16 protein-coding genes are annotated in these 20843 nt (G+C 75.8%); 6 read left to right on the top strand and 10 right to left on the bottom strand.

Features of this window, described 5'->3' with window-relative positions; genetic code table 11:
* Positions 1 to 15: 15 nt before the first annotated feature.
* Entirely contained in the window at positions 16 to 567 is a 552-nt protein-coding gene (locus tag ABRQ22_RS07730; RefSeq protein WP_353709519.1) for a YbhB/YbcL family Raf kinase inhibitor-like protein, read from the top strand.
* 43 nt (positions 568 to 610) lie between these two features.
* Positions 611 to 1192 carry a YbaK/EbsC family protein gene (locus ABRQ22_RS07725; RefSeq protein ID WP_353709117.1) on the top strand — a complete coding sequence of 194 codons (582 nt, stop codon included), beginning with the start codon at positions 611 to 613 and terminating at the stop codon, positions 1190 to 1192.
* An 80-nt stretch (positions 1193 to 1272) separates the two neighbouring features.
* Here the strand turns inward: ABRQ22_RS07725 and helR are convergent, their stop codons facing one another.
* The 6 genes from helR to ABRQ22_RS07695 form a co-directional block, all read right to left on the bottom strand.
* Positions 1273 to 3579: an RNA polymerase recycling motor ATPase HelR gene (gene helR, locus ABRQ22_RS07720; RefSeq protein WP_353709116.1), complete on the bottom strand. Its 2307-nt coding sequence runs from the start codon at positions 3577 to 3579 to the stop codon at positions 1273 to 1275.
* A 210-nt stretch (positions 3580 to 3789) separates the two neighbouring features.
* Positions 3790 to 4782, bottom strand: a complete 993-nt coding sequence (locus ABRQ22_RS07715) for a siderophore-interacting protein (protein WP_253049901.1) — start codon at positions 4780 to 4782, stop codon at positions 3790 to 3792.
* Between the two features lie 80 nt (positions 4783 to 4862).
* The gene (locus ABRQ22_RS07710) at positions 4863 to 7067 is read right to left on the bottom strand and encodes an iron ABC transporter permease (RefSeq protein ID WP_353709115.1); all 2205 of its coding nucleotides are present in this window, start codon (positions 7065 to 7067) and stop codon (positions 4863 to 4865) included.
* An 83-nt stretch (positions 7068 to 7150) separates the two neighbouring features.
* Complete coding sequence (locus tag ABRQ22_RS07705) at positions 7151 to 8152, bottom strand: iron-siderophore ABC transporter substrate-binding protein (protein WP_253049906.1); 1002 nt, start codon at positions 8150 to 8152, stop codon at positions 7151 to 7153.
* Between the two features lie 129 nt (positions 8153 to 8281).
* Positions 8282 to 9142, bottom strand: coding sequence for an ABC transporter ATP-binding protein (locus tag ABRQ22_RS07700; RefSeq protein ID WP_308202249.1), 861 nt, complete (start codon positions 9140 to 9142; stop codon positions 8282 to 8284).
* Positions 9143 to 9204: 62 nt separating this feature from the next.
* Positions 9205 to 10101: an endonuclease/exonuclease/phosphatase family protein gene (locus ABRQ22_RS07695; protein ID WP_353709114.1), complete on the bottom strand. Its 897-nt coding sequence runs from the start codon at positions 10099 to 10101 to the stop codon at positions 9205 to 9207.
* Between the two features lie 112 nt (positions 10102 to 10213).
* Here ABRQ22_RS07695 and ABRQ22_RS07690 point away from each other — a divergent pair, with 112 nt between their 5' ends.
* From ABRQ22_RS07690 to ABRQ22_RS07680, 3 genes are read left to right on the top strand one after another with little or no spacing between them, the layout of a single operon-like run.
* A complete protein-coding gene (locus ABRQ22_RS07690; RefSeq protein WP_253049910.1) occupies positions 10214 to 10846 on the top strand; it encodes a nucleotidyltransferase family protein in 633 nt (210 codons plus the stop codon).
* A 55-nt stretch (positions 10847 to 10901) separates the two neighbouring features.
* Positions 10902 to 11714 (top strand): alpha/beta fold hydrolase, encoded by an 813-nt coding sequence (locus ABRQ22_RS07685; protein WP_353709113.1) that lies wholly within the window; start codon positions 10902 to 10904, stop codon positions 11712 to 11714.
* Positions 11711 to 12415 carry an alpha/beta hydrolase gene (locus ABRQ22_RS07680; RefSeq protein WP_353709112.1) on the top strand — a complete coding sequence of 235 codons (705 nt, stop codon included), beginning with the start codon at positions 11711 to 11713 and terminating at the stop codon, positions 12413 to 12415. Before ABRQ22_RS07685 ends, ABRQ22_RS07680 begins: the two co-directional genes overlap by 4 nt.
* Positions 12416 to 12425: 10 nt before the next feature.
* Here ABRQ22_RS07680 and ABRQ22_RS07675 read toward each other — a convergent pair whose 3' ends face one another.
* Together ABRQ22_RS07675 and ABRQ22_RS07670 are read right to left on the bottom strand one after the other, a co-directional pair.
* Entirely contained in the window at positions 12426 to 14645 is a 2220-nt protein-coding gene (locus ABRQ22_RS07675; protein WP_353709111.1) for an AAA family ATPase, read from the bottom strand.
* A 102-nt stretch (positions 14646 to 14747) separates the two neighbouring features.
* Positions 14748 to 15629, bottom strand: coding sequence for an RNA methyltransferase (locus tag ABRQ22_RS07670; protein ID WP_353709110.1), 882 nt, complete (start codon positions 15627 to 15629; stop codon positions 14748 to 14750).
* 180 nt (positions 15630 to 15809) lie between these two features.
* Here ABRQ22_RS07670 and ABRQ22_RS07665 point away from each other — a divergent pair, with 180 nt between their 5' ends.
* Positions 15810 to 18716 (top strand): HAD-IC family P-type ATPase, encoded by a 2907-nt coding sequence (locus tag ABRQ22_RS07665; protein WP_353709109.1) that lies wholly within the window; start codon positions 15810 to 15812, stop codon positions 18714 to 18716.
* Here the strand turns inward: ABRQ22_RS07665 and ABRQ22_RS07660 are convergent.
* A complete protein-coding gene (locus tag ABRQ22_RS07660; protein ID WP_353709108.1) occupies positions 18625 to 19788 on the bottom strand; it encodes a glycosyltransferase in 1164 nt (387 codons plus the stop codon). The genes ABRQ22_RS07665 and ABRQ22_RS07660 overlap by 92 nt on opposite strands.
* Positions 19788 to 20828 (bottom strand): phosphodiester glycosidase family protein, encoded by a 1041-nt coding sequence (locus ABRQ22_RS07655; RefSeq protein ID WP_353709107.1) that lies wholly within the window; start codon positions 20826 to 20828, stop codon positions 19788 to 19790. The genes ABRQ22_RS07660 and ABRQ22_RS07655 overlap by 1 nt, the downstream gene beginning before the upstream one ends.
* Between the last annotated feature and the right edge of the window lie 15 nt (positions 20829 to 20843).

Raw genomic sequence — 20843 nt, 5'->3', positions numbered from 1 at the left:
GGGTCCATGGCCGACGTGAACCTCGACTCCCGACCCCAGGCCCCCGACCCCTACTCCCTCCTGCCCGCCGTGCCGTCCTTCGCGCTGACGAGCACCGACCTCTCCGACGGCGAGCCGCTCCCCCGGGCGTTCGCCGCCGAGGGCGAGAACCGGTCCCCGGCTCTCGCGTGGTCGGGCTTCCCGGAGAGCACGCGCTCGTTCGTCGTGAGCTGCTTCGACCCCGACGCCCCGACGCCCGCGGGGTTCTGGCACTGGACCGTCGCCGACGTCCCCTCGTCCGTGACGTCGCTGCCCGCGGGCGCCGGGGCGACGGACGGCTCCGGGCTGCCCGCCGGCGCGTTCCACGTCCGGCACGACGGCGGCGCCCCCGGCTACACGGGCGCCGCACCGCCCGCCGGGGACCGCCCGCACCGGTACGTGTTCGCCGTGCACGCCCTCGACGTCGACTCCCTCGCCGACGCCGCCGGTCTCGGCCCGGACGCGACGCCGACCGCCGTCGCCTTCAACGCCTTGTTCCGCACGCTGGCCCGTGCGACGCTCACGGTCACGTACCGCGCCGCGGACTGACCCGGACCACCCGCTCGCCACCCGCCCGACAGCCGAAGGACCCATGGACGCCCCGACGACCCTGCCCACGCTCGGCTCTCTCACCTGGGAGCCGGCCCTCGACCACCTCGACCTCGTCGCCCCCGTGACCGCCGACGCGCTGCGCCGGTGGGCCGACGCCGACCCGGACGTCGCGACGCTCGTCGCCGTGACGGAGATCGACCCCGACCTCGCCGACACCGCGACGCTCAACGCCGCGTTCGACCTGCCCGTCGAGGCGTCGGCGAACTGCGTCGTCGTCGGCGGCGCGCGGGCGGGCGACGAGCGCGTCGCCGCTGCCGTGGTGCGCGCGCACACGCGCGCCGACGTCAACACCCGCATCCGCAAGCTGCTCGACGTGCGCAAGGCGTCGTTCCTGCCGACCGACCGCGCGACGGCCGAGTCCGGCATGGAGTACGGCGGCATCACGCCCGTCGGGCTGCCCGCCGGGTGGCGCGTGCTCGTCGACTCGCGCGTCGTGACCGACGGGGCGCTCGCCCTGGTCGGCAGCGGCGTGCGGCGCTCGAAGCTGCTGCTTCCCGGCGACCTGCTGGGCCGCCTTCCCGGCGTCGAGATCGTCGAGGACCTGGCCGTCCCGGTCGCCTGACCCACCCAACCCGCCGAGCACGACATGGAGGTCGCCATAGGCTCCTTGGCGACCTCCATGTCGTGTTCGGCGGGAGATCGTCAGCGATCCAGGACGACGAGCCGCTGCGTCGCGCGCGTCATCGCGACATAGCGGTCGACCGCGCCCTCGACGCCGTCGCCGAACGCCTGCGGGTCCACGAGGACGACGAGGTCGAACTCGAGGCCCTTCGCCGTCTCGGGCGTGAGCACCCGCACGCGCGACGCCCCGTCCTCGCCGAGCCGCGCCGCGACCGACTCGGTCGACGCCGCGACGGACCCCGCGCCGCCGATCACGCAGGCCGTGCCCTCGGCGTGCTCGGCGAGCCACGCGTCGAGGATCCCGTCGAGGTCCGCGACCGCCCCGTGGGCGACCGGCACGCCCGTGCTGCGCACCGACGTCGGGACGTTGGCGTCCGGGAGCGCCGCCCGGATGACGGGCTCCGCCGCCGCCATGACCTCCTGCGGCGTGCGGTAGTTGACGCTCAGCGACGCCTCCGCGACCCGGTCGAACCCGACGCGCCGAAGCCGCTCGCGCCATCCCTCCGCGAACCCGTGGCGGGCCTGCGCCCGGTCGCCGACCACCGTGACGCTGCGCGACGGGCAGCGGCTGAGCACCATCTGCCACTCGGCGTCGGTGAGCTCCTGCGCCTCGTCGACGACGACGTGCGCGAACGGACCGGCGAGCCGGTCGGGCGTGGCCGTGACCATCGCCCCCTCGTCGACGAGCGCGTCGCGCAGGTCCTGACCCTTGAGCATCGTCATGACCAGGAGCTCGCTGTCGTCGGACGCGACGAGGTGGTCGACGACGTCGTCCATGCGGGCCCGCTCCGCCGCCGCGGCGGCCTCGTTGCGGCGCCGGCGGCGCGACGCCTCCGGGTCGCCCAGGCGCTGCCGCGCGGCGTCGAGCAGCGGCAGGTCCGCCGTCGTCCAGGCGTGCGCGTCCGCGCGCTGGAGCGCGCGCACCTCCTCGGGCGTGAGCGACGGCGCGCACAGCCGCAGGTAGGCGGGCACCGACCACAGGTCGGCCACGAGGTCGGTGGCCTCGACGAGCGGCCACGCGCGGTCGAACGCGGCGCCGAGCCCGCGATGGCCCCGCAGCGCGCGGCGCACGTCGTCGGCGTCGAGGTCCGGGACCTCGCCCACCGCCTTGTCGACGAGGATCTCCACGAGCGCGCCCCAGACGTCGTCGCGCCCCTCGTTGTGCGGGGTGCCGGGGTCCGAGGACTCGAACGCCTCCGCCCAGTCGGCGGTGGAGAGCCAGACGTCGGCCCACGGCGTCTCGACCTCCATGCCCTCGGTGGGCGGCCGCTCGGAGAAGCGCACGGCCGGCTCGATCGCCGCGACGAGCGCGGCGGACGCCTTGAGCCGGGCCACCTCGGGGTCGGGCTCCTCGCGCGCCGTCGCGCCCTCGGGGACGAGGTCGCGCAGCGTGCACGTCTGGACGCCCTCCTCGCCGAGGCCGGGCAGCACGTCGGCGACGTAGGAGAGGTACGGGCGGCTCGGCCCGACGACGAGCACGCCCCCGTGCCCGCCGCCCACCTGGGGGTCGGCGTAGAGCAGGTAGGCGGCGCGGTGCAGCGCCACGACCGTCTTGCCCGTGCCGGGGCCGCCGTCGACGACGAGCGCTCCCCGCGAGCCCGCGCGCACGATCGCGTCCTGGTCGGCCTGGATCGTGCCGAGCACGTCGCGCATGCGCGGCGAGCGGCTCGCGCCGAGGCTCGCGACGAACGCCGACTGGTCGTCGAGCGCCGCGCCCGACCCCGCGCCGTCGGGCACGAGCTCCTCGTCCCAGTAGTCCGTGACGCGACCGCGCGTCCACCGGTAGCGGCGCCGCGCCGCGAGGCCGAGCGGGTGCGCGGGCGTCGCGGCGAAGTACGGCTCCGCGGCGGGCGAGCGCCAGTCCACGAGCAGCCGCTCCCCCGCCGGGTCCGTGAGGCCCACGCGCCCGACGTAGACCGGGGCGGAGCCGTCGGCGAACGTCATGCGGCCCAGGCACAGGTCGACGCCGTAGCGCTGGAGCAGCCGGAGCCGGCCGCTGAGCCGGTGGATCTCCTGGTCGCGCTCGAGCGCCTCGGTCCCGCTCCCGCCGGGCGCGCGGCGCGCCGCGTCGAGGCGCTGCGCGAGGTCCGCGACGGCGTGCTCGAGGCTCGCCGCGATCGCGGCGAAGTGCCGCTCGTCGGCGTCGACGAGCGCGGGGTCGGCCTTCGCGGCGAGCCGCTCGGGGAGATCGAAGGTCTGGGCGGCGCCCGGGGTCGGACGGGCGGTCGGGTCGGTCGTGCGGTCGGCGGTCACGGGGGCGTCGGGCAACGTCATCAGCTCCGGTCCGAGGTCGAGCGGGACGGCGCGGACCGACGACGGCCCACGCACGAACGGAGATTCTGCGCCCCCAGGGGGCCCTTGCCGCAAGACCCCCCGTGCGCTATACCTTGGAGAGGGAGGCCGCTGGGCCTCCTTTTCCGTTCCCGCCGTCGACGGGCGGTGGCCCGGCCCGTGCGGCCACGACCACCGGCCGAGATGTGAGAAGTGGCCCCTCACCGCGCTCGGTGAGGGGCCACTTCTCGCGTCTCGTGGAGCGCGTCAGCTCTCGGCGCGGCCCTCGCGCCAGTAGCCCATGAACGCGACCGCGCGGCGGTCGACGCCGAGGTCGGTCACGAGGTGGCGGCGCAGGGTCTTGATCGCGCTCGCCTCGCCCGCGAGCCACGCGTACAGGACCGTGTCCTCCTCGAGCAGGCCGGGGACCTCCCAGAGGATCGACGCGTCGACGTCGACGTCCTCGAGGTCCTCGGCGGTGCGGCACTGGGCGGGCGGGTCGGTCCCGAGGACGCCCGCGCCGAGGATGCGCGCGGCGGCCTCCTGGACGGCGGGCACGAGGCGCGCGCCGTGCGCGTCGTGCGGACCGCCGGGGACGTCGTCGCGCGCGAGGAACGTCACGCGCACCCCGGGCGGCGTGACGAGGTCGCGCGCGTCGCCCCCGTGCGGCACCTCGACGTAGACCTCGCCCCACGCGTCGGCGGGCAGGTCCTCGCAGATCGCGGCGATCGCGGGCAGCGCTGTCTCGTCGCCCGCGAGCAGGAGCGCGTGGGGGCGCGTCGGCGGGCGGAACTCGATGCCGCCGGCAGGGCCGTCGAACGTCGCGTCCGGGCCGAGCAGGACGAGCGGCGTGCCGACCTCCGCGGCGAGCGCCCAGCGCGAGGCGGGACCGGCGTCGCCGTGCAGCACGACGTCGACGTCGACCTCGCGCGCCTCGGGGCGCACCGCGACGGTCGTGTAGGTGCGCAGCGGGTTGCGGCGCTCCTCGGGCTGGTCGCGCCACGCGGCGTACCAGGACTCGGCGTCGCGCACGAGGTGCTCGTAGCCGCCGTCGGGCGCGGGAAGGACGAACTTGATCCGCACGTCGAGGCCGGGGTCGCCGAAGAGGTCGAGTTCCGGGCCGGTGAACGTGAACCGGCGGAAGCTGGGCGAGACCTGCTCGACGCGGGCCACCTCGACGTCGAAGAAGCGCCACGGCGCGGTCGCCCGGGCGACGGGGCGACGGGCTCGGGTGCGGGGTGCGACGACGGTCTGGCTCACACAGGTGAGGCTAACCTACGCACCCTCGCCGGGGTCAACCCGTCCGAGCCTCGGATCCCGCCCCCGCAGGGTGAGACGCGTCACGCTCCCCGGCCGCGGCTGCGCCACAGCAGGTAGACGAAGTACGGCGCGCCCAGGAGCGCCGTCCCGAGGCCCGCGGGGATCTGCTCGGGGGCGATGACGACGCGCCCGAGCGTGTCCGCGACGGACACGAGGAGGGCGCCGAGCAGCATCGCGACGGGGACGACCCGGCCGTGCCGCGCACCGACCAGCGCCCGCGCGGCGTGCGGCGCGACGAGGCCCACGAACGCGAGCGCCCCGATGGCGCACACCGCGGCGGCCGTGAGCAGCGCGGCGGCCGCGAGGAGGAGCAGGCGCGTGCGGTCGAGCGCGACGCCGAGGACGCGCGGGGTGTCGTCGTCGAGCGCCAGGACGTCGAGGTCGCGGCGGTAGACCGCCGTGAGCGGCGTGAGCACGAGCAGCGCGAACGCGACCGGGATGAGCTGCTCGAGCGTGCGCCCGTACGTCGAGCCCGAGAGCCACGTGAGCGCGAGGTTCACGTCCCACGGCGCGACGACGACCACGAGCAGCGTGATGAGCGCCATGACCCCGGCCTGGGCGCCGATGCCGATGAGCACGAGCCGGTCCGAGCTGAGCCCGCCGCGGTAGGACAGCCCGTAGACGAGGCCGAACACCGCGAACGCCCCGATCGCCGCGGCGGCGGACATGGGCCAGATCCCGACGCCGGGGACGAGGAGGATCATCGTCACGGCACCGAGCCCGGCGCCCGACGTGACGCCGAGCAGGCTCGGCTCGGCGAGCGGGTTGCGGCACACGGCCTGCACGATCGTGCCGGCGAGCGCGAGCGCCGCGCCGGCCAGGAGCGCGGCGAGGACGCGCGGGAAGCGCTGGTCGAGGACGAACGTCACGTGGCGCCCGGAGAGGCCGTTCCACCAGTTCGCCACGTCGCCCAGCAGCACCACCCGGTCCCCGAGCAGCATGCCTGCGACGGCGGCCGCGGCGACGGCGAGCGCCAGCACGGCGACGACCACGAGCACGGCCCGCCGCGAGCGCGGGCGGCTCAGCGCGCCGTGCGCGCCGCGCGACGACGCCGGCCCGGAGTCGCGCAGGCGCCGCGCGAGCCAGATGAGCAGGACCGCGCCGAGGACGGTCGTCACGATGCCGGTCGGCACGGCGATGGACAGCATGCCCGGCAGCAGCAGGCGGAGCAGGACGTCGGCGCCGAGGACCACGATCACGCCGACGATCGCCGCGAACGGCAGGAGCAGCACGTGCCGGCCGAGCCCTGGCACGCGACGCGCGACGAGCCGCGCGACGACGGGCGCCGCGAGACCGACGAAGCCGACCGGCCCGGCGACGGTGACCGCGATCGAGGCGAGGAGCACCGCGACGAGGACGGACAGGACGCGTGTGCGGCGCACGTCGACGCCGAGCACGGTCGCGGCGTCGTCCCCGAGCCCGAGGAGGTCGAGACGGCGCGAGAGGAGCAGGGCGGCGAGCACGCCCACCACGACGACGGGCGTCGCCAGCGAGACCGTGCGCGTGCCCGACTGGACGATGGACCCGCTCCCCCACGCGAACAGGCCCATCGTCTCCTGCTCGTACAGCACGAGGAGGACCATCGTCAGCGAGTGCAGCGCGAGCATGATCGCCGACCCGGCGAGCACGAGGCGCGTCGGGCCGTCGGCGCCGCCGCGCGCGAGGACGAGCACGAGCCCGGCCGCGGCGAGCCCACCGAGGAACGCGAGGCCGCCCTGGAGGTAGAACGGGATCGAGATGCCGAACGCGGCGACGACCACGACCGTCAGGTACGCGCCCGCGTTGACCGCGAGCGTGTCGGGCGACGCGAGCGGGTTGCGCGCGACCGACTGGAGCACCGCACCGGCGACGCCGAGCGCGACGCCCAGCAGGAGGCCCGCGAGCAGCCGGGGCACGCGCGAGGCGACGAGGACGGCGACCGTCTGGTCGACGCCGTCGCCCCCGGTCGCCAGGCGCAGCAGGTCCAGCGGGCCGACGTCGGCCGTGCCCTGGGTGAGGTGCACGGCGGCGAGCACCGCCGCGACCACGACCGCTGCGACGAACACCCCCACGATCCCGAGGCGCGACGTCCGCACGCGGGGCGCGGTCACCGTCGGGCCCGCGGGCGCGCCGTCCCCCGCGCCCGCGTCGCCGGTGCCGTCCGGCCCGGGGACGACGGCCGGAGCCGGGTCCTCCAGGAGGAGGGTGTCCGGCTCCGCCGTCGTGCGCTGCTCCGGCCGCGTCACGATGTCCTCGTCAGCACTGTGGTTCTCGTCAGCCTTCTCGTCGTCCCGGGCGCGCCCGCGCCCGGTGGTGGTGCGGACCGGTGTCAGGCCGCGGTGAGCGCCTCGACGACCGCGTCGGCGTAGGCCGCCGCGGACAGCGGGCCGCCGAACATCCAGATGCCGTCGGGGAGGCGGTGCACGTTCCCGGCCGTGACGAACGGGAGCTGCTCCCACACCGCGTTGCCGGCGAGGCCGTCCGTGAACGGGTCGGCCTCGGAGTCGCTCGCGACGTAGAGGAACTGCACGTCGCCGAGCTGGGTCAGGCCCTCGACGTCGGTCTGGGCGAGCCCGTAGTCGGGGTCCCCGCCCTCGGTCCACGCGTTGACGAGCCCGATCTCCTCGCCGATCGCGCCGAAGAACGAGCCCGGCGTGTACATGCGGACGGAGACGGCACCGTTGGTGACCCAGCCGTCCGCCATCGTGAAGTCGGCGCCGGCGAGCCCGGCCTCGTCGAGCGCCGCCGTGGCGTCGGCGATCTTCGCGTCGTAGGTCTCGAGCGCGGCGGCCGCCTCGTCCTCGCGACCGGTCACGGTGCCGAGCGTCTCCACCGTGGAGCGCATGTAGCCGATCGGGTCCTCGCCGTCGGAGCCGCGCAGCGCGAGCACCGGCGCGACCTCCTCGATCTGCGCGATGACGTTCTCCGGCAGGTCGGTCGTCGTCACGACGAGGTCCGGCTCGAGCGCGGAGATCGCGTCGAGGCTGGGCTCGCCGCGCGTGCCGACGTCGGGCGTGCTCGCGTCGATCGGCGCGACGGTGTCCCACGTGTTGTAGCCCTCGACGTCCGCCTGCCCGACGGGCTCGATGCCGAGCGCGACGAGGTTCTCCGTGAGACCCCACTCGAGCGAGACGATGTCGGTCGCCGGGGCGTCGAGCGTGACCTCGCCGCGCTCGTCGGTGACGGTGACGGGGCCGGACGCGGCGTCCGTCGTCGCGTCGGCGTCGCCGTCGGCGGCCGCGGGGTCCTCGGTCGTGCCGCACGCGGTGAGCGCGAGCGCCGTGGCGAGCGCGAGGGCGCCCGCGGCGAGGGAACGGGTGGTCGAGCGCATGGGTGTCCTTCGGGGTCGGTCGGTGCCCGGTCCGTGCTCCGTCGGGCGGGCCGGTGGGCGCGCGTCGGGGCCGGGCGGTGGGTCGGTGCGGGGTTCGTCGTGGGGTGGTACGTCGGGGTGGTGCGGAGGTCAGACGAGGACGGCCGCGTCGAGCCGCGCGGCGTGCCGCCCGAGCGGCTCGCAGCACGTGCGCCCCGTGAGGGGGTGCGTGTAGACGTCGACGTGGATGCCGTAGACCTCGGTGAGGAGCTCGGACGTGAGGACCTCGTCGGCGGGCCCGGTGGCGCGCACGACGCCCGAGTGGAGCAGGACGACGCGGTCGGCGACCGCGGCCGCCTGGTTGAGGTCGTGCAGCACGACGCCGACGGCCACGCCGTGCTCGGTCGCGAGGTCGCGCACGAGGTCGAGCAGCTCGACCTGGTAGCGCAGGTCGAGGTACGTCGTCGGCTCGTCGAGCAGGAGCACCCGCGTGTCCTGCGCGAGGCACGTCGCGAGCCACACGCGCTGCAGCTCGCCGCCGGAGAGCTCGTCGACGCCGCGGTCGGCCATCGTCGTGATGCCCGTGACGTCCATGGCGTGCGCGATCGCGCGCGGGCCGTCGGGGTCGTTGGCGCGGAACCGGCCGCGGTAGGGGTGGCGCCCGTACGCGACGACGTCGCGCACGCTCACGCCCGACGGCGTGGGCCGGCTCTGGGACAGGAGCGTCACCCGCCGCGCGAAGTCCTTGGGGTGCAGCGCGAGCGCGTCGGGCGCGTCGTCGAGCGCGACCGTCCCGGCGTCGGGGCGGTGCAGGCGCGCGAGCGAGCGCAGGAGCGTCGACTTGCCCGAGCCGTTGGGACCGATCAGCGCCGTGACGGCTCCGGGCGCGAGCTCCAGCGCGGCGCCGTGGACCACCGTGCGCGCGTCGTAGGACAGCCGCAGGTCGTGCCCGGCGAGGGCCGGGGCGCCGGGCGCTCCGGCCGGGCTCGGGACAACTGAGGTTCCACTCACATAGGTGAGGCTAATCTATGCCGCCGGGTCCGAACCAGACCCTGCCGCCCGTGTGACGCGGTTCACGAGGGACCGCGCGCCAGCCCTCGGCCGTCGGTGCGGCGGTACCGGTCCCCCGCACCCGCCGTCGGGGGCGCATGGTCCTCGTCCGCCGCGTGCGATCTCGTCGGGGAGGCGTGGTGCTCCCCGCCCAGAGCCACGGGGACGACCAGCGCGCGGTGGTCGGACAGGCCCGTGTCGACCGCCACCGCGGGCTCCGTCGCGCGGACCGCCCCGTGGGCGAGCACGTGGTCGAGCTGACGCGCGGGCTCGCCGACCGGGAACGTCGCGGCCGACGCCAGCGGGCGCCACCCGCTCGTCCGGGCCGCCTGGGGCGCGTCGACGTTGAGGTCGCCGAGCAGCACGACCGGTTCGCCGTCGGGGGCCTCGGCGACGAGCGACCGGGTCAGCCGCACGAGCTGGGTCAGGTTGCGCCCGGGGACGAAGGTCAGGTGCGTGCACGCGACGGTCAGGGGACCGCCGGGGGCCTCGACCCGTGCCACGAGCGCCGCGCGCGGCTCGTCGCGCACGAGCGTCGGCAGCCGGCTCCCGGGGAACCGGACCGGGACGCGCGTGCGAGGAGCGGGCAGGAGGACGGTGCGCCAGCCGGCGACGGGGTACCTGCTCACGACGGCGATCCCGTAGGCGGCCCGGCCCGGCTGGTGCTCGCCGGTCGGCGCGGTCCACACGCCCGGCTCGCCGACCAGCGTGGCGACGAACCGGTGCTCGACGGCGCCCGCCGCCTCCGCCGCGACCGCCGTGAGGTCCGCGCGGTGCGAGCGCGGCTGGTCCCGGTCCACCTCCTGGAGCGCGAGGACGTCCGCGTCGAGGTCGCGGACGGCGCCGGCGAAGCGGTCGACGTCGACCCGGTCGTCGACGAGCGACCGTCCGTGCAGGATGTTGAACGTCGCGAGGCGCACCCTCCCGATTCTGGGTACGCCTGCTCCGGGTCGCACGCGCACCGGCGCCCCTCGCCCGACCGGGCACGCGCGGCGACGTGCCAGCGCACCGGGGGTGGTGTAGACCCTGGGCATGGTGGACGACAGGGACGCGCTGCACGACGGCCTCCGCATGACCGCCGCGGCGCTCGCCGAGGCCGACATCCCCCACGCCCTCGTCGGCGGGTACGCCGCGTGGGCGCGCGGCGCGCCGGAGCCGAGCCACGACGCCGACTTCGCGATCCGCGAGGTCGACGTCGACCGCGCGCGCGAGGTGCTGCGGGCCGCAGGGCTCGAGATCACGGAGCCGACGGAGAACTGGCTCTTCAAGGCCCACCACGGCGGGGAGCTCATCGACGTCCTCTACCGGATGGTCGGCGAGCCGATCGACGACGACCTCCTCGCGCGCACCGATGAGATCGAGGTGCTCGCGGTCCGCATGCCCGTGCTGTCCGCGACCGAGATCATGACGTCGAAGCTGCGCGTCGTGGGCGAGCACTACTGCGACTTCTCGCGCCTCCTGCCGGTCGCGCGCGCGATGCGCGAGCAGATCGACTGGCCGGAGGTTCGCGCACGGGTCGACGACAACCCGTACGCGCGCGCGTTCCTCTTCCTCCTCGACGAGCTCGGCGTCGTGGAGGCGGAGCAGATGCAGGACGACGCGCTCGGGTCGCGGGCCGCGCCGGCCGAGCCCGCGTCGGGCGACCCGTCGAGCCCGCTCGAGTGACCCTCCCGGCGAGCGATCCCGCGCGCGACCCCGGCCGGGCCCGCATGCTGGTGCGATGACCGCGCGCGCCTCGTCCCGGACGACGCCCGACGCCGCCGAGGTGCGCTTCGTGGTCGGCGGCCTGCGGGCGACGGCGCACGCGTCGGGCGAGCCCGCTCCGACGCTCGCCGTGGTGCTCGTCCACGGCGTCGGGTCGTCCGCGCGAGCGTTCGACCCCGTGCGACGCGCGCTCCTGCGTCCCGGGCCGGGGCCGGGCGTCGCCGTGCACGCGATCGACCTGCCGGGCTTCGGCGCCGCCCCGCGCGCGCGACGCGACGTGCCGATCGAGGAGCACGCGGCCGTCGTCGCGGGCTACGTGCGCCGGTTCGTCCTCGACGCCCCGGCCGGTCCGCCGTCCGCCGTCGTGCTCGTCGGCCACTCGATGGGCGCCCAGGTCGTGGGCCAGGCGATGGCCGACCACCCGCTCGAGGCGCCCGCCGGGGTGCTGATCGGCCCGACGGCGGACCGGCGGGCTCGGACCGTGCCACGCCAGGCGCTGCGGCTCGCCCGCGACGCGGTCGGCGAGCGTCCGCGCGCGCTCGCGACGCTCGCGGTCGACTACGTGCTGCGCTGCTCGCTGCCGTACTACGCGCGGCAGGTGCGGAGCATGCTACGGCACCGCCTCGAGGAGGTCCTCCCGCAGGTGCCGGGTCGGGTCGTCGTGCTGCGCGGCGCGCACGACCCGGTCGCCCCCCGCGCGTGGGTCCGCGAGCTCGCGGCCGCCGCGCCGCACGGCACGTCTGGCGAGGTCCGCGGGCGGCACCACGCGATGGACGCCGACCCGGAAGCGGTCGTCGCGGCCGTCCTCGACGCCGGCGGCCTCGCGTGACCACGCCGCGGCGGGCCGGGAGGCTGCGGCTGCGTGACCGCGCGGCGGACTACGCGTACGTCGCGGCGCGCCAGGTCGCGGGCGCCCTGCGGCCACGGCGCCCCGTCCCGGACGGCCCGGGCGGGCGCGATCCCGTCGTGCTGCTGCCCGGCGTCTACGAGACGTGGCAGCTCCTCGCGTCCGTCGCGACGGCGCTGGTGCGGGCCGGGCACCCGGTGCACGCCGTGCCGGGGCTCGGGTACAACCGGCGCCCCTTCGCCGACGCCGCCGACCGCACCGCGGCGTTCCTCGCGGAGGCCGACCTGCACGGCGTCGTCCTCGTCGCGCACAGCAAGGGCGGGCTCGTGGGCAAGAGCGTCATGCTGTCCCCCGCCGGCTCGCGCGTCGTCGGCATGGTGGCGGTCGCGACGCCGTTCAACGGCTCGACGTACGCGCGCTATCTCCTGGGCCGCACGCTGCGGGCCTTCTCGCCGCGGGACGCGGCGCTGCTCGCGCTCGCCGCGGAGCGCCGCGTGGACGCGCGGATCACGGCCGTCTACCCGCGCTTCGACCCGCACATCCCCGAGACGGGGCGGCTCGAGGGCGCGCGCAACGTCGAGCTGCCCCTCGCGGGCCACTTCCTCCCGCTCGGCGACCCGACGCTCGTCGACGTCGTGGTGCGGGAGGTCGACCGGCTCGCCCGGCCGACCTCCCCCACCTGAGGCGGGAGCGTCAGCCGGTCCCGGACGGCGCGCCCACGCCGACGCGCGCGAGCTCCTGCGTGCACCGGGTCATCGCGACGTACAGGCCGTTCCCGCCGCGCGGCTCGGCGGCGATGCCGTCGGGGTCGACGACGACGACCGCGTCCCACTCGAGCCCCTTCGCCTCCGAGGTGCTGAGGACGGGAACCCCGCTCACGGCGGCGCCCAGGCGGCCGAGCCGGTCGCGCGGCGCCACGACACCGACGGAACCGCCGTCGTACCGCTCCGCGAGACGCGCGACCTCGGCCGCGACCGCCGCGCCCAGCGTCGCGTCCGACGCGTCGGCGGGCACGACGACGTCGCGCGGCGCGACCCCCGCGTCGCGCACCGCGCGTGGGGGTGCGTTGCGGCTGCCCGCCGCGCGCAGCACGGGCCCGACGAGCTCCATGACCTCGCGGGGCGTGCGGTAGCAGATCGTCAGGTCCGCGCGGTGCCAGCGCTCCCCGAAGATCGGGCCGACGACGTCCGCCCAGTCCGTGTGACGGTGCGGCGCCTCGGTCTGGTCGACGTCCCCGACGGCGGTCACCGAACGGGTCGGGCAGCGGCGCAGCACCATGTGCCACTGCATGGGCGAGAGCTCCTGCGCCTCGTCGACCACGACGTGCCCGTAGACCCAGTCGCGGCGCGTCGTCGCGCGCTGCGCGAGGAACTCGCCCTGCTCGCCGGGCGCGTCCGGGGTGCCCAGCGCGTCGGCGAGCGCGTCGAGGAGCGGGACGTCGCTCGGTGCGAGACCGACGGGCTCGCCCACCACGAGGCCGACCTCCGCGGCCGAGAGCTCGGGCGCGTGCCGCGCGAGCAGCGCGGCGTCACCCAGCAGGTCCGCGAGCGCCGTGCGCGCGTCCGTGACGGGCCACCAGGCGTCGACGGCGGTCGTGAACCCGGGCTCGCCCGCGAGGTCGTCGCGCAGCCGGTCCAGGTCGTCGTCCGTGAGCTCGCCGTCGACGTCGCCGCCGCGCGCGCCGGTGGTCGGGGCGCGGTCGTCGTGCGCGGCGAGCCCGGCGTCGAGCTTCCCGAGCACGTCCTCGAACCCCTCCTCGACGCGTTCGAGCAGCTCGGCGTGCCGTGCCGCGGCCTCGTCGACGAGCGCGTCGAGCAGGAGGTCGACGGCCCGGCGGCGCGCGGCCAGCACGCTGCGGCCGCCCGCGCGGGCCGCACGCAGGACCTGTCCGACCCGGGCCGCGTCGAGCGTCAGCGGCTCGCCGTCGAGCCGCACCGTGAGCGCTCGCGCGTCCGGGACCAGGGAGTCGGCGTAGCGCGCCACGACGTCCTGCCACAGCGCGCGGCCCTTGAGCTCGGCGATCTCCCGCGACTCGTCGCGCTCGGGCGCGACGCCGGGCACGAGCGTGTCGCACGTGGCGGACACGACCGCCGTCTCCCCCAGCGCGGGCAGCACCTGGGCCACGTACTCGAGGAACCGCGACGACGGGCCGAGCAGGAGCACGCCGCGCTCCGCGAGGTGCGGGTGCGTGAACAGCAGGTACGCGACGCGGTGCAGCGCGACGACCGTCTTGCCCGTCCCCGGGCCGCCCTGCACGACGAGCGTCTGCTCGGCCGGGGCGCGCACGATCGCGTCCTGCTCGGCCTGGAGGGTCGCGACCGCGGTGCCCATGCGGCCGGTACGCCGCTCGGACAGGGCTGCCAGCAGCGCGCCCTCGCCGACGAGGCCGTCCTCGTCGTCCGCCCCGGTCGCCGAGCCGTCGAGCGGCTCGTCGTCCACGCCGGTGACGCGGTCGCCCGCGGTCCGCACGTGCCGGCGCCGCGCGAGGCCCTGCGGCTCGCGCGCGGTCGCGGTGTAGAAGGCGCGGGCGCCGTCGGCGCGCCAGTCGAGCACGAGCGGGTCGGCGTCGTCGTCGGGCGCGGCGATCCCGACCCGCCCGACGTGGCGCGTCACGCCCTCGACGGTGTCGACGCGGCCGAACACGAGCCCGCTCTCCGCCCGCTCGAGCTCGGTGCGCCGACGGTGCAGCCCCGCGCGCCGCGAGCGCTCGACGACGTCCTCGGCGCCGGGCCGGTCCGGGTCGACCGGCACGGCGAGCTGGGCGTCCAGCTCGGCGAGGAGCCGGGTGCGGCGCGCGAGCGCGGCGTCGAGGTGCTGCTGCTCCTCCGCGACGGCGTGCGTGGCGGGATCGCGGTGGTCGCGGTGGTCGCGGTGGGTGGTGGCAGACGGGGACGGGGAGGGCTGGAGCGGCACGGAACCTCTTCTCGTACGACGTACGGACACGGGCCCAACGCGCCGTCTCGCCCGATTGTTCCCGGAGGCCGGGCGCTGTCTCCGGGGCAGCGCGCGCCGAGGTCAGGGCACGCGGGTCGCCCAGAACGCGACCGCCGACGCCGCGGCGACGTTGAGCGAGTCCACCCCCCCGGCCATGGGGATCGTGACGACCCGGTCCGCCGCCGCGATCGCGCCGCGCGACAGCCCATCGCCCTCCGTGCCGAGCACGAGCGCGAGCCGCTCGGGCGGGTCCGCGACGACGTCGTCGAGGCTCACCGCGTCGTCGGCCAGAGCGAGCGCGGCGACGGTGAAGCCCTCCTCCCGCAGCAGGTCGAGCCCGCCCGGCCAGGTCTCGAAGCGCGTCCACGGGACCTGGAACACCGTGCCCATGCTCACGCGTACCGAGCGGCGGTAGAGCGGGTCCGCGCACCGCGGCGAGACGAGCACGGCGTCCACGCCCAGCGCGGCGGCGGAGCGGAAGATCGCGCCGACGTTCGTGTGGTCGACGATGTCCTCCAGCACGGCGACGCGCCGGGCCCCCGTGCCGCCCCGGGCCTTCGAGAGCAGGTCGGGGACGGACTCCAGCGGCGGGCGGTGCATCGCCGCGAGCGCCCCCCGGTGCAGGTGGAACCCGGTGATCGCCTCGAGGACGTCGGGCGCGCCCACGTACACCGGGACCGGCTCGCCCGTCCCCCCGGGCGCGTCGTCGACCGGCAGGGCGGCGATGTCGTCGGCCAGGTCGTCGAGCCAGCGCTCGGCCATGAGGAACGACCGCGGCCGGTGGCCCGCGGCGAGCGCACGCCGGATGACGGTCGAGCTCTCCGCGATGTAGAGGCCCTTCTCCGGCTCGTGCTTGGACCGCAGCGCGACGTCGGTCAGGCGGTTGTAGTCCGCGAGGCGGTCGTCGGCGGGGTCGGTGACGTGCACGACCCGCAGGTCGGCCCGGGTGCTGGTGTCGCTCACGCGTCGATTCTCCCAGGCGCACCACGCGCGCCGACTCCGGGGTCGCTCCCCACGATCCGACCGTCCTGAGGAACGATCCCGGGTTCGGCACGCCTCGTGCCCGACCGACCACGAGGACGTGGCGCGGCTCACGGTCCTTCGTCTCTCGCGCGATCCGGGCATCGGGGGTCGAATAGGCACATGGGATCCGCGCCGGACGCTGCACCGACCCCCGCCACGACGGTCTCGTCGACCTCCGCGGGCGCCGCCGAGCCCCCGCTCGCCGCGCCGTGGTCGCGCCCGCCCGACGAGGTCCTGGCCGAGCTCGGCACGGACGCGGGCGGCCTCTCGGACGCCGACGCCGCGACGCGGCTCGCGGAGGTGGGGCCCAACCGGCTGCCCCCGCCGCAGCGCGACCCGCTGTGGAAGCGGATCCTCGTCCACTTCGACGACGTCCTCATCTACATCCTGCTCGTCTCCGCGGTGCTCAAGGCGATCCTCGGCGACTGGGTCGACTTCACGGTCATCCTCGCCGTCGCGGTCATCAACGCGGCGATCGGGTTCATCCAGGAGGGGCGCGCGGAGAGCGCGCTGGAGGGCATCCGCAACATGCTGTCGGTCCACGCGGAGGTCCGGCGCGACGGCGCGTGGGCGCGCGTGGACGCGGACGACGTCGTGCCGGGCGACGTCGTGCGCGTGCGCTCGGGCGACCGCGTGCCCGCGGACGTCCGGCTGATCCAGGCGACGAACCTGCGCGTCGAGGAGTCGGCGCTCACGGGCGAGTCCGTCGCGGCGGCCAAGACGGTCGACGCCGTCGGTGCGGACGCGGGCGTGGGCGACCGGTCGAGCATGCTCTTCTCGAGCACGCTCGTGGCCGCGGGCCAGGGCGTCGGGGTCGTCACCGCGACAGGGACGGCGACCGAGATCGGCCGGATCCAGACCATGATCTCCGAGGTCCGCAGCCTCGCGACGCCGCTCACGCGCCAGCTCGACCGGTTCGGCAAGCTCCTCGCGGTCCTCATCCTCGCGATGGCCGTCGTCATGGTCGTCATCGGCCGGGTCGTGCACGACTTCTCGGTCCCGGAGCTGATCTCGGCGTCGATCGGCTTCGCGGTCGCCGCGGTGCCGGAGGGCCTGCCCGCGCTCGTGACGATCACGCTCGCGCTCGGCGTGCAGCAGATGGCCCGCCGCCGCGCGATCACGCGCAAGCTGCCCGCGGTCGAGACCCTCGGGTCGGTCACGACGATCTGCTCGGACAAGACCGGGACGCTCACCAAGAACGAGATGACGGCGCGCACGGTCCGCACGAGCGGGCGGACGTTCACGGTCGCGGGCGCGGGGTACGCGCCCGTCGGGGACGTGACCGTGCCCGACGACGCGGCCCGCCCCGGGCCGACCGGCGCACCCGGCGCGGCCGGAGACCCGGGCGACGGACCGGCGTCGGGCACGCGGCACGCGGACCTCGCGGACGACCGGGACCTCGCGGCCCTGGCGACCGTCATGATGCTCTGCAACGACGCACGGATCGTGCCCGACGCGTCGGACGCCGACGGCTGGCGGCTCGTGGGCGAGCCGACCGAGGGAGCGCTGCGCACGCTGGGCATGAAGGCCGGCGTCGACCCCACGGGGTGGCGGCGCGTCGCCGTCGTCCCGTTCGAGTCCGAGAACAAGTTCATGGCGACGCTCGACGCGGATCCCGACGGCGGGCTGCACGTGCACGTCAAGGGCGCGCCGGACCGCGTGCTCGACCGCTGCGCGACCCAGGTGGGCGCGGACGGCACGACCGAGCCGCTCGACCGCGCGTCCTGGGACGCGCAGATCGACGCGCTCGGCGGGCGCGGGCTTCGGGTGCTCGCGGCCGCCCGCCGGACCGCCGCGGATGGCACGGAGGACCTCGACGTCGCCGACGGGCTCGAGCTGTGCGGGCTCGTCGGCATCGTCGACCCGCCGCGGCCGGAGGCGATCGAGGCCATCGCCGAGTGCCGCGACGCGGGCATCCGCGTGAAGATGATCACGGGCGACCACGCGGGCACGGCCCTCGCGATCGGCCGCGAGATGGGCATCGTGGACCCTCACGACGGGACCGGCGAGAACGTCGCGCCCGCCGTGCTCACCGGCCCCGAGCTCGAGGAGATGAGCACGGAGAAGCTGCGCCAGGTGGTGCGCGACGTCGACGTGTACGCGCGCACGAGCCCCGAGCACAAGATCCGGATCGTCTCCGCGCTCCAGTCGCACGGCGAGGTCGTCGCCATGACGGGCGACGGCGTGAACGACGCCCCCGCGCTCACCCAGGCGGACGTCGGCGTCGCGATGGGCATCAAGGGCACGGAGGCGACCAAGGAGGCCGCGGAGGTCGTGCTCGCCGACGACAACTTCGCGACCATCGAACGGGCCGTGAAGGAGGGGCGGCGGATCTACGACAACATCCGCAAGTCCGTGCTCTTCCTCCTGCCGACCAACGGCGCGCAGTCGCTCGTCATCCTCGTCGCGGTCCTGTTCGGCCTCACGCTGCCGCTCCAGCCGGTCCAGGTCCTGTGGATCAACATGATCACCGCGGTCACGCTGTCGCTCGCGCTCGCGTACGAGAAGGCGGAGCCCGACGTCATGCGCCGGGCCCCGCGCGACCCCAAGGCGTCGATCCTCGACGGCGCGTACGTGCGGCGCATCCTGCTCGTCTCGCTCCTCATCGGCGGCGCGACGATCCTGCTGTTCTACGTCGAGCGGGCCCAGGGCGTCCCGATCGCCGAGGCCCAGACGACCGCCGTGACGATGCTCGCGCTCGGCCAGCTCGCGTACCTGTTCAACTGCCGGTTCCTCGACCGGTCGAGCCTCACGCTCGACGTGCTGCGCGGCAACCGGGTGATCTGGATCTCGGCCGTGACGCTCCTCGCCCTCCAGGCCGTGTTCGTCTACGCGCCGTTCATGCACTCCTGGTTCGACTCGGCCCCCATCGACGTCGTCGAGTGGGGCAAGACGCTCGGGCTCGCGCTCGTCGTCTTCCTGCTCGTCGAGGTGATCAAGTGGGTCGGCCGGCGCTGGACCGCGCGCGACCACGTGCCCGCGCTCGTCGAGCGCCCCGACGCCGGTCAGCGCGCCGTCCAGGGGTGAGGCGAGCGAACACGACCCTCCGCTGCACCTCGTAGCTCGTCGCGAAGAGGGCCGCGTCGGTGCCGACCTTCGCCGCGAGGAGCGGCACGCCGAGCCCGGTCAGCAGCGCGAGCAGCCCGTAGCTCGCCGCGAGCAGCACGACCGCGAGCGCCCCGTACCGCACGACGGCGGCGCGCAGCGGGACGTCGCGCCCGCCCGCGAACACGAGGCGACGGTTGACGGCGAAGTTCACGCCCGCGCTGAGCAGGCGCGCGCCCACCACGGCCGCGAGGAGCGACCCGGTGAGCGCGTGCAGCACGAGCAGCGCGACGACGTCGACCGCGGCCGACCCCAGCGACGACGCGGCGAACCGCAGCAGCGGTGCCCACACGCGCAGCGAGTCGGCGACGGGCCGAAAGTGGGAGGACGCGTTGTCGTCGAGGTAGACCGTCGCGACGTCCACCTCGACGATCCGGCGGCCCGCGCGGGTCGCGTCGAGGAGCGCGCGCAGCTCGTACTCGTACCGGTCGCCGCGCACGGCGAGCAGGTCGTCGAGCAGGCCCGGCCCGTAGGCGCGCAGCCCGGTCTGGGTGTCGCGCACGCGGGTCCCCGTCGCGGCCGTGAACGCCCAGCGCGTCGCGGCGTTGCCCACGCGGCTGCGCAGCGGGACGTCCCCTGCGAAGCGTCGTGCGCCGAGCACGACGGCGTCGGGCTCGCTCTGCGACCGTGCCGCCACGCGGAGCACGTCGAGGACCGTGTGCTGCCCGTCCGCGTCGGCGCACACGACGCCGTGCCCGGGCAACCGGTCACGCACCCACCGGATCCCAGCGCGCAGGGCGTGGCCCTTCCCGCGGTTCACCGGCACCGCGAGCACGACGGCGCCCAGCGCCCGCACCGCGCGGAACACTCCCCCGCACCGCCGGTCGCTGCCGTCGTCGACCACCACGACCGGCAGCCCGGGGACCGCGGCGCGCAGCGCGTCGACGAGCGCGACGAGCCGCGCGTCGGGCTGGTACGCGGGGACGACGACGGCGGTCCGCGCGGCGTCGGCGCCGAGCGCGGTCGCCGTCGCGTGCGTGGTCGCTGCGGCCATCACGCACCGTCCGCGACGTAGAGCACGTCGGACGTGCCGCGCTCGCGACCCTGCGACGGGCTGTTGACGACCTCGCCGTCGAAGTACAGGGTCGAGGAACCGCCGCCGTCGATGTTGTACGCGGTCGTCGCGCCGAGGCCCAGCAGGATCCCGGCGAGCTCCGTCATGGTCACGCCGCGGGAGTAGCCCGCCTGACGGCCGTCCACGACGACGAGGACGAGGTGGTTCGCGTCGACCATCCCGACGGCCGTGCGCGGCTGCTCGCCCTGGATCGAGTGGTTCCCGACGTTCGTGTCGACCTCGACGTCGTCGATCCCGGCCACGACCTCGCCGTCCTCCACGAGCGCGGGCCCGAACGACAGCGTGTTCCAGACCCCGGCGTCGACGAGGCTGTGCGCGTCGGTCGACGTCTCGTCGTAGACCTCGACGTGGCCGTCGCGGTAGAGCGCGAGGCCCTCGCGCGCGCCCTCGTCCCGGTACACGACGCCGTTGCGGATGACGATGCCGGTGTCGCGGAACCCGTAGTAGTCGCCGTTGATCGCGAGGACGGCGTCGTGGTCGGCCGCGAGGTCGGACGTCGTCTCCGTGATGTTCGTGCCGAACGCGTCCTGCGCGAACGCGGAGCGCAGGTCCGTCATGTCGGAGAGCACGACGTCCGCCACGTAGTACGTCACGGTGTCGTCGCCCGAGCCGGTGGTCACCCGGGAGACCGTGATGCTCGTGCCGTCGGACGTGTAGGTGTCGCCGTCGACGGTCGCAGCGCCCGTGGTGGTCTCGGCCGAGGCGCCCGCGCTGTCGTCCGCCGTGGTGCCGTGGTCCGACGTCCCGTCCGCGTCGGCGCTCTGCGACGCCTCGTACGCCGTCACGTCGGCGATCTCGACGTGCTCGACGACGAACCGGTCCAGCGCCCATGCCGTGGCGCCTCCCAGCGGGAGCAGCACGGCGAGCGTCGCGACGAGCGCGGCACGCCATCGTCGTCGGCGCGGGCGCCGGACGGCGGACGGGTCGTGCGGGGTCGGTGCCGGGTCCTCGGTGCTCATGGTCCGTGTCTACGG

The sequence above is a fragment of the Cellulosimicrobium sp. ES-005 genome (assembly GCF_040448685.1).
Lineage (GTDB): Bacteria > Actinomycetota > Actinomycetes > Actinomycetales > Cellulomonadaceae > Cellulosimicrobium > Cellulosimicrobium cellulans_G.
The sequence above is the reverse complement of the archived record's forward strand: the minus strand, read 5'-3'. Positions and strand labels throughout refer to the sequence as shown.

What these genes read in the sequence shown, in the direction of transcription:
- ABRQ22_RS07725 (WP_353709117.1), top strand. Translation starts at nt 611, where the DNA reads ATGGACGCCCCGACGACCCTGCCCACGCTCGGCTCTCTCACCTGGGAG.
- ABRQ22_RS07705 (WP_253049906.1), bottom strand. Translation starts at nt 8,152, where the DNA reads ATGCGCTCGACCACCCGTTCCCTCGCCGCGGGCGCCCTCGCGCTCGCC.
- ABRQ22_RS07690 (WP_253049910.1), top strand. Translation starts at nt 10,214, where the DNA reads ATGGTGGACGACAGGGACGCGCTGCACGACGGCCTCCGCATGACCGCC.
- ABRQ22_RS07685 (WP_353709113.1), top strand. Translation starts at nt 10,902, where the DNA reads ATGACCGCGCGCGCCTCGTCCCGGACGACGCCCGACGCCGCCGAGGTG.
- ABRQ22_RS07665 (WP_353709109.1), top strand. Translation starts at nt 15,810, where the DNA reads ATGGGATCCGCGCCGGACGCTGCACCGACCCCCGCCACGACGGTCTCG.
- ABRQ22_RS07660 (WP_353709108.1), bottom strand. Translation starts at nt 19,788, where the DNA reads ATGGCCGCAGCGACCACGCACGCGACGGCGACCGCGCTCGGCGCCGAC.
- ABRQ22_RS07655 (WP_353709107.1), bottom strand. Translation starts at nt 20,828, where the DNA reads ATGAGCACCGAGGACCCGGCACCGACCCCGCACGACCCGTCCGCCGTC.